The sequence below is a fragment of the Meiothermus sp. QL-1 genome (genome assembly GCF_003351145.1).
Taxonomy (GTDB): domain Bacteria; phylum Deinococcota; class Deinococci; order Deinococcales; family Thermaceae; genus Meiothermus.
Genome location: NZ_QQSV01000006.1, coordinates 76,261 through 87,788, shown reverse-complemented (window position 1 = coordinate 87,788; position 11,528 = coordinate 76,261). Strand labels below are relative to the sequence as shown.

Annotated in this window: 10 protein-coding genes; 4 read left to right on the top strand and 6 right to left on the bottom strand. The window is 66.5% G+C overall.

Translation table 11 applies throughout. The features are described 5' to 3' along the window. Positions 1-23 precede the first annotated feature (23 nt). The 3 genes from eno to dnaA all read right to left on the bottom strand — a co-directional run bounded on the left by eno (position 24) and on the right by dnaA (position 4,160). A complete protein-coding gene (gene eno, locus DV704_RS08015; RefSeq protein ID WP_114799060.1) occupies positions 24-1,298 on the bottom strand; it encodes a phosphopyruvate hydratase in 1,275 nt (424 codons plus the stop codon). A 73-nt stretch (positions 1,299-1,371) separates the two neighbouring features. Then, positions 1,372-2,460, bottom strand: a complete 1,089-nt coding sequence (dnaN, locus tag DV704_RS08010; protein ID WP_114799059.1) for a DNA polymerase III subunit beta — start codon at positions 2,458-2,460, stop codon at positions 1,372-1,374. A 380-nt stretch (positions 2,461-2,840) separates the two neighbouring features. Beyond that, on the bottom strand, positions 2,841-4,160 hold the full coding sequence (dnaA, locus tag DV704_RS08005) for a chromosomal replication initiator protein DnaA (protein ID WP_114799058.1): 1,320 nt from the start codon (positions 4,158-4,160) through the stop codon (positions 2,841-2,843). A 91-nt stretch (positions 4,161-4,251) separates the two neighbouring features. On the opposite strand from dnaA, the gene mnmG reads away from it, so the two are divergent. The 4 genes from mnmG to DV704_RS07985 are packed head-to-tail and all read left to right on the top strand — an operon-like array spanning position 4,252 to position 8,357. After that, positions 4,252-6,054, top strand: coding sequence for a tRNA uridine-5-carboxymethylaminomethyl(34) synthesis enzyme MnmG (mnmG, locus tag DV704_RS08000; protein ID WP_114799057.1), 1,803 nt, complete (start codon positions 4,252-4,254; stop codon positions 6,052-6,054). A gap of 27 nt (positions 6,055-6,081) precedes the next feature. Beyond that, on the top strand, positions 6,082-6,801 hold the full coding sequence (gene rsmG, locus DV704_RS07995; RefSeq protein ID WP_114799056.1) for a 16S rRNA (guanine(527)-N(7))-methyltransferase RsmG: 720 nt from the start codon (positions 6,082-6,084) through the stop codon (positions 6,799-6,801). A 7-nt stretch (positions 6,802-6,808) separates the two neighbouring features. Further along, positions 6,809-7,558: a ParA family protein gene (locus DV704_RS07990; protein WP_114799055.1), complete on the top strand. Its 750-nt coding sequence runs from the start codon at positions 6,809-6,811 to the stop codon at positions 7,556-7,558. Beyond that, positions 7,542-8,357 (top strand): ParB/RepB/Spo0J family partition protein, encoded by an 816-nt coding sequence (locus DV704_RS07985; protein ID WP_114799054.1) that lies wholly within the window; start codon positions 7,542-7,544, stop codon positions 8,355-8,357. The genes DV704_RS07990 and DV704_RS07985 overlap by 17 nt, the downstream gene beginning before the upstream one ends. On the opposite strand, the gene DV704_RS07980 is transcribed toward DV704_RS07985, so the two are convergent. The 3 genes from DV704_RS07980 to DV704_RS07970 are packed head-to-tail and all read right to left on the bottom strand — an operon-like array spanning position 8,354 to position 11,477. Continuing rightward, a complete protein-coding gene (locus tag DV704_RS07980) occupies positions 8,354-10,393 on the bottom strand; it encodes a DNA internalization-related competence protein ComEC/Rec2 (RefSeq protein WP_114799053.1) in 2,040 nt (679 codons plus the stop codon). The genes DV704_RS07985 and DV704_RS07980 overlap by 4 nt on opposite strands. Beyond that, positions 10,390-10,725: a ComEA family DNA-binding protein gene (locus tag DV704_RS07975; RefSeq protein ID WP_114799052.1), complete on the bottom strand. Its 336-nt coding sequence runs from the start codon at positions 10,723-10,725 to the stop codon at positions 10,390-10,392. Before DV704_RS07975 ends, DV704_RS07980 begins: the two co-directional genes overlap by 4 nt. An 8-nt stretch (positions 10,726-10,733) precedes the next feature. Then, entirely contained in the window at positions 10,734-11,477 is a 744-nt protein-coding gene (locus tag DV704_RS07970; protein WP_114799051.1) for a hypothetical protein, read from the bottom strand. Positions 11,478-11,528: the final 51 nt, after the last annotated feature.

The following is an 11,528-nucleotide window of genomic DNA, read 5'->3' as shown; positions in this document are numbered from 1 at the left end:
GCTCCCCCCGGGGGCCCCTGCGCCTACTTTCTGAAGGCTTCAAACCCCAAAAAGCGCGCCCCAGTCCCCAGCTCTTCCTCGATGCGCAGAAGCTGGTTGTACTTGGCCAGGCGGTCTGAGCGGCTGGACGAACCGGTCTTGATCTGCCCCGCGTTGACCGCCACCGCCAGGTCGGCGATGGTGGTGTCCTCGGTCTCGCCCGAGCGGTGGGAGAGGATGGTGGTATAGCCCGAGCGCTGGGCCAGCCGGATGGCCTCCAAAGTCTCGCTCAAGGTGCCGATCTGGTTGACCTTGACCAGGATGGAGTTCCCTACCCCCGCCTCTATGCCCCGCTTCAGGATGGCCGGGTTGGTCACGAAAAGGTCGTCCCCCACGAGCTGCACCCGCGCGCCCAGCCGCTCGGTGAGGAGCTTCCAGGTTTCCCAGTCGTCCTCGGCCAGCCCGTCCTCGATAGAGACAATCGGGTACTGGCGCACCCAGCTCTCCCAGTACTCCACCATCTCGGGCCCCGAAAGGACCTTCCCGTCGGCCTGGAGCACATACTTGCCCTCCTGATAGAACTCAGAGCTGGCCGGGTCGAGGGCCAAGGCGATGTCCTGGCCAGGCTTGTAGCCGGCTTTCTCGATGGCGGTAAGAAGTACCTCCACCGCCTCCTCGTTCGACCTCAAGTCAGGGGCAAACCCCCCCTCGTCCCCCACGTTGGTGTTGTAGCCCCTCGACTTCAGAACCGCCTTCAGGGCATGGAAGGTCTCCACCCCAGCCCGCAGGGCCTCGCTGAAGCTGGGCAGGCCTCCGGGCACCAGCATGAACTCCTGGAAGTCCACGTTGTTGTCAGCATGCTTCCCCCCGTTGATCACGTTCATCAAGGGCACCGGCAGGGTCACCCCCTGCACCCCGCCCAGGTAGCGGTACAGGGGCAGCCCCAAAGCCTCGGCCGCTGCCCGCGCAGTGGCCAGCGAGACGGCCAGGATGGCGTTGGCCCCCAGATTGCCCTTGTTGGGGGTGCCGTCGAGCTCCAGCATGGCTCGGTCGACCGCTTCCTGGTTGAGGGCATCGAGGCCGACGATCTCCTCGGCTATACGCTCGTTGATCGCGGCCACCGCGCGCAATACCCCCTTTCCGCCGTACCGGGGTCCTCCGTCGCGCAACTCCACCGCTTCGTGGGTCCCTGTGGAAGCCCCCGAGGGAACCATCGCCCGCCCCCTGGCCCCCGACTCGAGCGCCACTTCGGCCTCCACGGTGGGGTTGCCCCTCGAGTCAAGCACCTCGCGTCCTCTCACCTCTACGATCGTGGTCATGCCGCCTCCTGGCTGGAAACGCTTCTAATGCCGTCTCAAAGTTTACACCCCGGCCCCAAGACCCAGCAGTCCGCTAAACCCGCAAAGGCACCACCACCGCCAGGTAGCCCGCGTCCTCCACCGCCTGGAGCACGCTGGGGGTGGTCGGCCCCGAAAGCCTGAGGCGCACGGCGCCCTCGACGGGTGCCAGGGCCTCGATCAGGTACCGGGCGTTGTAGGCCGCCAGCATCTGCGTTTCGCCCGATAGCTCCACCTCCATCTCCTCCCGGCCCCGGCCGTAATCCCCCTCCGCATCGATGCCGAGCCGCCCGGGGGTGAAGGTCAGGTTGACCCGGTGGTTGTTCCGATCGGCCATCAGCGCCACCCGCTTCAGGCTCTCCCGGAAAGCCTCAGCCGGGAGGGTGGCCTCGAGGACGAAGCTCTGGGGAATGACCCGCTCATAATCGGGGAACTCCCCCTCCATCAGCTTGACCGCCATCCGCACCGCCCGGCCGGCCAGGGTCAGGCTTCCTTCCTCCACCGCGAAGGCCAGTTCTTCCTCCGCGTCCTTGAACACCCGGACGATCTCATCGGCCGTCCTCGCTGGGACCACCAGCTTTCGCGAGGGGAGCCCCTCCAGGGGCAGGTCATAGCGGGCCAGCCGAAAACCGTCCGAAGCCACCGCCCGAAGCCTCCGGGAGGACATTTCAAGCTGGACCCCCCGGAAGATGGCCCGGTACTCCTCCTGGCTGGCCGCATAGCGCACTCGGGTGATGGCCCGGGCCAGCCCTAGAGCTGGCATCCGCTCCTGGGGGGACGGAGCAAAGGAAAGCTCGGGATAGCCTTCAGGAGGCGCGGTGGAAAGCAGGGTGTTGAAGGTGCTTGAGGACAGCTCGAGCCGACCCTCGCCGGTAAGACTTAGCTCAATGAGCTCACCCGGGGCCCCGCGCACCACCTGGGCAAAGGTCGAGGCCGGTACCAGCACCCGCCCGGCGCCCTGGACTTCGGCCGCGAGCCGGACCTCGAGGTCCACCTCACCGTTGGTACCCTGGAGGGTCAGGCCCCGCTCAGAAGCCTCTATGGGCAGATAGGTCAGGATGGGGTTGGTGCTGCGGCTTGGGATGATGCGCTCCAGGATGGAGAGCCCTTCGGTAAGGGTGCGTTTGGGGATGCGTATCTCCACACTGCCTCCCGCTGGGGCTTACGCCACGCCAGGCCCAGATATTCTAAGGCAATCTACCCCACCCAGTTGCTTTTTAAGGGCCCCGGCAATTTTTTAAAGACGGCTCCTGAAATTTTTAAAACCTAGCAGTAGTAGTAGTAGGGCCTGTGGATATGTGGATAAGCCTCATTTAAGTCCGATGGTTATCGAATTGGGCCTGTGGATAAGTTCTGTGGATAACCAGCTCAGGGCTGTGGATAACTTGTGGAAAAATCCCCGACTTATCCACAGGGCCCAAGACGATGGAGTTATCCACAGGGCCATCCACAGGGTTATCCACAGGTTATCCACAGAGTTATCCACAGGTGTTAATAACTCGGGCGCCCCAAGCGATGGGCGTGCTAGCCCAGGCGTTCCCGGATGGCCCTCAAGGCCTGGCGCAGGGCGGTGTCGAACTCGCTGCTTTCCTGGATTTTCTGGATGGCGTAGAGCACGGTGGTGTGGTCGCGCCCACCGAAGAACTGGCCAATCTCGGGCAGAGAGGCGTGGGTCAGTTCGCGGACCAGGTACATCGCCACCTGGCGGGGGATGACCACCTCCTTACGCCGTCCGCTGCCCCGTATCTCCTCGGGGCGCAGACCGTAGTACTCGGCCACGGCCTTGAGGATCTCCTCCGGGCTCAGGGGGTTTTCGTTGGCCGCAAAGATGTCCGATAGGGCTCGAACAGCTACCGCCTTGCTGAGCTCCACTCCGTTCAAGGAAGCGTAGGCGATTACCCGCATGAGCGCCCCCTCCAGTTCGCGGATGTTGGAGGTGATCTGGCGCGCAATGTACTCCAGCACCTCCTCAGGTACGCGCACGTTGCGGTATTCGGAGTTCATCTTGAGGATGGCCACCCGGGTCTCCAAGTCGGGGGGTTGGATATCGGTGATCAGGCCCCACTCGAAGCGGCTGCGGAGGCGGGCCTCCAGGGTGAGGATGTCCTTGGGCGGCCGGTCGGAGGAGAGGATGATCTGCTTGCGGGCCTCGTAGAGGGCGTTGAAGGTGTGGAAGAATTCCTCCTGGGTGCGCTCCTTGCCGGCGATGAACTGCACGTCGTCCACCAGGAGCAGGTCCACTGAGCGGTAGCGGTCGCGGAACTCGCTCATGCGGTCTTCCCGGATGGCGTTGATGAGCTCGTTGGTGAAAGTTTCGGTGGAGACGTACTCGATCTTTTTTTCGGGGAACCGCTGGGCTACCGAGTGGCCTACGGCGTGCATCAGGTGGGTTTTGCCCAGCCCCACCCCCCCGTAGATGAAGAGAGGGTTGTAGGCGTTGCCAGGGGACTCGGCCACTGCCACTGCCGCGGCGTGGGCCAGGTTGTTGTTCTGTCCCACCACGAAGTTTTCGAAAGTGTACTTGGGGTTGAGCCGGGCACGGGTCTCCTGGGATTTGGCCTGGCCTGCTGCGGAGAAGATGTCTTCCTGGATAGCCTTTCCCGGGATGACCCTGATCTCGAAGCGGGGGGTTTGGGCCCCCAGGCGGGTGAGGGCTTCGGTCAAGAGCTCGGCGTAGTGCTCCTCGATCCAGCCCTTGAAGAAGCTGGTGGGCACGCCGAGCTCGAGGGAACCGTTGACCATCCCGAGGGGCTGGATTTTTTCGAACCAGGTGTGGTATTCCACCTCGGTGATGCTTTGGCGCACGTATTCCAGCACGTTTTGCCAAACGGTCGTGTGGGTCAAGGCTGCTCCTCCCCAACTTCAGTTCGAACATTCTACCCAAAGTTATCCACAGGTGGGGGAGGTGGGGTGGTAGGATGCAAAGGGGTGTTGCATGCGTGCTTTTGACGTGATTGTGGTGGGAGGTGGGCACGCCGGAATCGAGGCGGCTTGGGCAGCTGCCCGGCTTGGGGTGCGGGTAGGGCTGGTTACCTCCAACCCGGACCGCATCGGCCTGATGCCCTGCAATCCGGCGGTGGGGGGGCCGGGCAAGAGCCAGCTGGTGGCCGAGGTGGAGGCCCTGGGGGGGCTGATGGGTCGCCTGGCCGATGCCACCGCGATCCACACCCGGGTGCTCAACCGCTCCAAGGGGCCGGCAGTGCAGAGCCTTAGGGTGCAGGTGGACCGGGATGCGTACGCCCTGGAAGCCCAGCGGGTTTTGCTGGCCCACCCGGGTGTCCAGAGCGTGCGGGCGGAGGTGGCCGCCTTGTGGGTGGAACAAGGGGCGCTGCGGGGGGTGAGAACCGTGGACGGCCGCCGGCTGGCTGCAGCGGCGGTGGTGGTGGCCAGCGGCACCTTCCTGCAGGGGGTGGTCTGGTACGGCCGCCAGTCCCGTCCAGCTGGCCGGCAGGGGGAGCCCCCGGCGCGCTTCCTTTCCCAGAGCCTGCGGGCCCTGGGCCACCGTCTGATGCGCTTTAAGACCGGCACACCGCCCCGCATCCGGGCCGACTCGGTGGATTACGCGAGGCTCGAGGTGGTCCCCCCCGACGACCCCCCAGAGACCTTTGCTGGGACCCCGGGGCCGCACGCCACCGCCCGGCCTACCTGGCAGACCCGCACCACCGCGGCCACCCACCGGCTCATCCGGGAGAACCTGCACCTCTCCCCTCTGTATGGGGGGGACATAGAGGGGATTGGCCCGCGCTACTGCCCTTCCATCGAGGACAAGGTGGTGCGTTTTAGCGATAAGGAGACCCACCTCCTGTTCGTGGAGCCCGATGGACTGCAGACCAGCGAGCTTTACCTGCAGGGCTTCAGCTCGTCCTTGCCTCCCGCGCTCCAGGTGGAGATGGTGCGGAGCCTGCCAGGCTTTGAACAGGCGGTGATCCAGCGCTACGCCTACGCAGTGGAGTACGACGCGGTGGACCCCCTCGAGCTCACCCCGGGCCTGCAGTCCCGCCGGCTGCCGGGGCTGTTCACCGCTGGCCAGATCAACGGCACCTCGGGGTATGAGGAGGCCGCGGCCCAGGGCTTGCTGGCCGGGCTGAACGCGGCCCGTTACGCCATGGGCCTGCCCGAGGTCCACCTGCCGCGCGACTCAGGGTACATCGGGGTGCTGGTAGACGACCTGGTCCACCGGGGGGTGGACGAGCCTTACCGGATGATGACCTCTCGGGTCGAGCTGCGCCTGCTCTGCCGCGCCGACAACGCCGATGAGCGGCTGGTGCCTTTGGCGGTGGCCTGGGGCCTGCGTCCCCAGGCCGACCTAGAGCGGGTGAGGGCCAAGTACGCCCGGGTCCAGCAGGAGTTGGCCCGGCTGGAGCGGGTGCGGATAGAGGGGGTCTCGGCCCTGCAGTACCTGCGCCGGCCCGAGGTCGGCTACGCCCAGGTACTGGAGCGGGTGGGTCCTCCTCCCCATCCCCTGAGCCCCGCTGAGGCCTACCAGGTGGAGCTGCGGGCCAAGTACGCCGGTTATATCGAGCGCCAAGCCCGGCTTAGGGAGCGGCTTAGGGAGCTCGAGGCCTACCATCTGCCCGAGGGGTTGGACTATGGCCGGGTGCCGAGCCTCTCCAAAGAGGCCGCCGAGAAGCTTGGCCGCCTCCAGCCCCGCACGGTGGCGGAGGCTTCCCGCATTCCTGGAATCCGCGACTCCGATATCACCGCCCTGCTGGTGTACCTGACCCGGGTGACGGCTTGAGATGTTTCACGTTTTACAGGGGGTGGGATGAGCCCCGAGGGCAGCCGGCTGCTGCTTCAGGCAGGAGAGGCGCTGGGGCTTGACCTAAGGCCCCACCTGGACCGCTTCGCTCGGTTCTACAGCCTGCTGGTCGCGGCTAACCGGCGGATCAACCTGACCGCCATCCGCGATGAGCGGGGTGTGGTTCTCAAGCACTTCGCGGACTCCCTGAGCTGCCTGCGCTACCCGGGGTTTTCCGATGGCATGACGGTGGTGGACGTGGGCACCGGGGCCGGCTTCCCTGGTTTGCCCCTGGCCATTGTGCGCCCCGGGATCCGCTTCGAACTCCTGGACGCTACGCAAAAGAAGGTTCGTTTTGTACAGGAGGTTATCCGGGAGTTGGCCCTGCCCAACGCCGAGGCCCGGTGGGGGCGGGCCGAGGAGCTGGGCCGAGGGGTAAAACGTGAAACCTACCACGCCGCCCTGAGTCGCGCGGTGGCCTCCTTGCCGGTGGTGGCCGAGCTAACCCTGCCGCTGGTGCGGGTAGGGGGGTTCGTTTTGCTGCAAAAGGGGCCTGAGGTGGAGCAGGAGCTGGTCCAGGCGCAAAGGGCCCTGGAGGAACTGGGGGGGCGGCTTGGAGGGGTGATTCCCTTTCAGCTTCCCATAAGCGGTGAGACGCGCCGGCTGGTGGTTCTGGAAAAGGTGGCCCCCACCCCTCCACGCTATCCCCGCAGGGCGGGCCTTCCAGCCCGGAATCCGTTATCCTAGGTAGGGCGTGAAACGCATCGGGATTGTGAACCAGAAGGGGGGCGTGGGGAAGACCACCACCGCCGTCAACCTTGCGGCCTACCTGGCCCGGGCCGGACAGCGGGTGCTCCTGGTCGACCTGGATCCCCAGTTCAACGCCACCTCAGGCCTGGGCCAGACCCCGCCCGAGCACAACATCTATGCCCTGCTGATGGGGGCTTGCACTGCGGAACAGGCCGTGCAAAGGGTTTTGCCAGGCCTGGACCTGCTGCCTTCAAGCCCCGACCTGGTGGGGGCCTCGGCCGAACTGCTCGAGGAGCCCGGGCGGCTGGCCGAGGTGTTGCGTCCTCTGCTGCCTGCCTACGACCTGGTTCTGCTGGACGCTCCGCCCAGCCTGGGCCCCCTTACCCTGAACGTGCTCTCGGCTGCGGAGGGCCTCATCGTTCCGGTACAGGCCGAGTACTACGCCCTGGAGGGCCTGGCGGGGCTGTTGCAGACCGTCGAGCGGGTGCGCTCGAGCCTCAACCCTGCCCTGCGCCTTCTGGGGGTGCTCATCACCATGTACGACCCCCGCACCCTGCTCTCCCAGCAGGTGGAGAGCAACCTGCGGGCCAACCTGGGCGACAAGGTTTTCTGGACGGTTATCCCCCGCAACGTTCGCCTGGCCGAGGCCCCCAGCCACGGCCAGGACATCGGGCAGTACGCCCCCACCAGCAGCGGGGCCCACGCCTACCGTCGTCTGGCCGAGGAGGTGATGCGTCGTGTCCAAGAAGCCTAGCGGCCTGGGCAAGGGGTTGGAGGCCCTGCTGCCCAAGTCCCCCGCCTCCCTCACCAAGCTGCCCCTGGCCCTCATAAAGCCCAGCCCCGCCCAGCCGCGGCGCAGCTTCGATCCGGTGGCCCTGGAGGAGCTGGCCGCCTCCATTCGGGAGAAGGGGCTGCTCCAGCCGCTGCTGGTGCGCCCCAAGGGGGACATGTACGAGCTGGTTGCGGGCGAGCGCCGGTACCGGGCTTCGCAGATGGCTGGGCTGCGCGAGGTTCCGGTAATCATCCGGGACATCGGGGAGCGTGAGGCCCTGGAGATTGCCCTCATCGAGAACCTGCAGCGCGAGGACCTGAACCCGGTGGAGGAGGCCGAGGGCTACAAGCGCCTGGTGGAGATGGGCCTGACCCAGGAGGAGGTGGCTCGAGCGGTGGGCAAGGCCCGGGTCACCATCACCAACGCCCTGCGCCTTCTGCAGCTTACCCCGGAGATTCTCAAGGCCCTGGAGGAGAACCGGATCACCGCCGGACATGCCCGGGCCCTGCTGATGCTGCCCGAGTCGCGGCGTAACTGGGGGCTTGCCGAGGTGCTCGCCAAGGGGCTCAGCGTGCGGGAGACCGAGCGGCTCAAGGAGCGGTTGGGCGCTCCTGCCCGTCCCGGGAAGGAGGAGGCCTATCCCGAGATAGCCCGCCAGCTCTCCCAGCGCCTGGGCACCAGGGTTCGCTTTACCCACCCCAGCCGGGGTCGGATTGAGATCCACTACCATTCTGAAGAAGAGCTGAGCGCCATCCTGCGGGCTATTGGATACGAGGGCTAGCGCAGGGGAATGCGGATGGCCCCTTCCAGGTCGGTGCGGCGAATAGCCACCCCGTGCCGCTGGAGGCGCTCCAGCACCGCGCGCGAGGGGTGGCCGTAGGGGTTGTTGCCCACCCCAATCAGGGCCACCCGGGGCTGGAATCGGGACAGCAACTCCTCGCTGGTGCTGCTCTCGGCCCCGTGGTGGCCTACCTTCAAAATGTCCACCCGTTCGGCCGGCCAGCGGGCCTCGACCGAGGCGGGTGCGTCGCCGGTGAAAAGGGCTTTCCGGCCCGCGTATTCCAGGACGAAGACCAGGCTGCGCGCATTGTCCTCCAGTTCAAGGCCTTGAGGTCCAAGGAACCTCAGCTCTGCGCCAGCGAGGCGCAGGCGGAAGCCCTGCCTTACCTCTACCACCCGGATGCCCTGCGCTTGAGCAGTCTGGCGTAGGGCTCGGTCTAGGCTATCGCTGCGGACTGGAGGACCGGTCAGCAGCACCCCCACAGGAAAGTTCCGCATTACCTCTACCAGGGCCTCCACGTGGTCGGCATCGGGGTGGGTAGCGACCAGCAGGTCTATATCATCCACCCCCAAAGCCCGCAGGGCCCGCTCTAGCCTGGGGTAGGCCCATCCCCGGCCGCCGTCGACCAGAATCTCCACCCGGCCGGGCAGGCGCACCAGGGTTGCGTCGCCCTGGCCCACGTCGAGCTGCCAAAGTTCGGCCTTCGGCAGGCTTTGCGGCAGCAAGGAGCTCAGCGCCGCGGTCGCGCTCAGGCTGGCGGCCCTCAACCAGCGGAGCCGGCCGTAGAGGGCCAGCACCAGGGGAAGGACGCCGAGGTAGTAGAGGGCAAAGCCCGCAGGGCTAATCTCCCCCCAGTAAAGCTGGGGACCCTGGGCCAGCCAGCCCACCAGCCCCAGAACCAGCCGGCCCAGGCCCTCGACGGCCCAGGCCAGCACCTCCCCCAGCAGGAGCTTGAGGAAGCCCAGGGGGACCAGGAGGCTCAGCAGGGGTAGCACCAGCAGGTTGGACAAGGGGGAGACCAGGGGGAGCTGGTGGAAATGGTGAAGCAGCAGGGGAAGGGTGAGGAGCTGGGCTGCTAGGGTGAGGCTTATGGAGGCCCAGAGCCACTGCTTCCAGCCGGAAAGCCGCGGCAGCCGCGGCAGGACCAGCGCCAGGCCCAGCACCGCCAGGTAAGATAGCTGCGCCGAGAGGCTGAAAAGTGCATGGGGCTCGAGCAGCAGGTGGACGAACAGGGCCAGTGAAAGCGCCGGCAGGAGGGCTACCCGACCCCGCCCCACAAAAAGCCCCAGCAGCACCAGGGCGGCCATGATCACGGCCCGCACCAGCGAGGGGAAGGGGCCCACCAGCCAGAGGTAGCCCAGCAGCAGGAGGATGGTAGCAAGGTAGCGCCAGGGCCCCAAGGGGTAGAGTGCGAGCAGAAAGAACCCCGTAAGAATGCCCACGTGCAGGCCCGATAGCGCCAGGGCATGGGCCAGGCCGGCCTGCTGGAAGGCCTGGTAGGCCTCGCCTAGCTCGCGCCGCTCCCCCAGGGTAAGGGCAGAGGCGAGGGCCGCGACGGGGGGGGAAAGCCCCGAGAGGAGCTGCTCCTTCAATTGCTGGCGCAGGTTCTTCGGGAGGGGCTGAAATTGCACTACCCGGCCCACCCGCAGCACCGCGCTCACCCCCAGGCCGCGCAGCCAGGTCTGCTGGTCGAAGCCGCCGGGGTTGCGTTTGCCTTCAGGGCGCAGCAGGCGGCCCTCCAGCACGTAGAAGCCGTCTTTCAACCGGGGGAAGTGATGGACGTAAACGGGGCCTTGGGTGGTGTGGAGGAATCCATCCCGCAGGTGCCCTTCCAGCCGGACCCACTGCCCAATTTGGGCAGCCCAGGGGTCCTGGACCAGCGCCAGACGGAGCAGCACCGCGCTGTAGGCCGCCAGCCCCAGCCAGCGGGCAGACTGGGGCCACAAGAGCCCACCGAGGAGGCCAAGAAAGGCCCAGGGCGAGAGCTGGGTGAGGGCGCCGAGCAGGGCGCCTAGGCCCAGGGCATAGGGGATCACGGCACCACCAGGGGGCGCAGCCGCTCCAAGAGTTTGGGGCCGATGCCCCTGACCCGCTCTAGCTCCTCAACGGAGCGGTAGGGGCGGCCCTCGATGATGCGCTGGGCCAGGGCCGGTCCGATGCCGGGCAGGCTCTCGAGCTCTGCCTGGCTGGCGCTGTTGAGGCTGACCGGGGCCACCTGGGGGCGGATGGGGCCGGGCTGCAGGGCGAGCGGGCTTTCCGCAGGGGTGAGCTCGAGCGGGGCAAACCCTGGGGTGAGCCTGGGCCAGAGGTTGACCAGGCCCAGTGCTAAAACTGCTGCCACGTAGGCCGCGCTAAACCAACGTTCCACGGGAAACCTTAAGACAGCTCAGAGAGGTGCCACTGGATGAGGGCCAGGGCCAGCCCTACGGCGGTCACCCCCAAGGGAGACCAGATGTCGGCGGTGGTACCCATGTGGGCGACCAGATAGCCCGCGGTGACCGCGGCGGTGATGAGGGTGGAAACCTTGAGCAGGAAGGAGGTGAGCCGTTGGGTGGGCCTAGGTCCCCTGCCCAGGGAGGGCTTGGCCTGGGCTGGAGGGGGCAGGGTGGGAGCGGGATCGAGGGGAGGCCTGGGGGATGTCTCGGAGCCCCGAGGCATGTCGGGAGGCTCATCGGGCAGGGTTTTGGGCGGCTCGACGGCCTGGGTCTTCTCTGGAATAGGGTTGGGGGGCAGACGGTTTTCAGAGGGGGTGAGGATGGGGGGTTCGGCAGGCTCGTCCACCAGGCTCGGGGCCTTCGGGGGCTCGGGGGATGGGGGTTCCGCCCTGGCCCTCAGGATGTGGTTTTTCAGGGACTCCAGGAAAAGCCGCAGCTCGTCTTTTTGGAAAGCAGCAGGGGGGATGGCTATCAGCGTGCCCTCGGGACCAGTCACGTCCACAGTGCCGCTCTGTCTGTTCAAACCGACGCGCCTAATCTGGGAAAGACGCGCGCTTTGGGCCTTGGTGTCGTCGATGTAGTACAGCTCGTGGCTCGAGAAGGCCAGCAGCCCCCCTGGCCCTTCCAGACGGGCGATGATCTCGGCCTGGGTAAGGCCTTTGAGGCGCTCGTCGTATTTGCCCATGGCCCTGAGTTTACACCATCGGCAACTTTCCCAGCACCCATATCCCCGGTA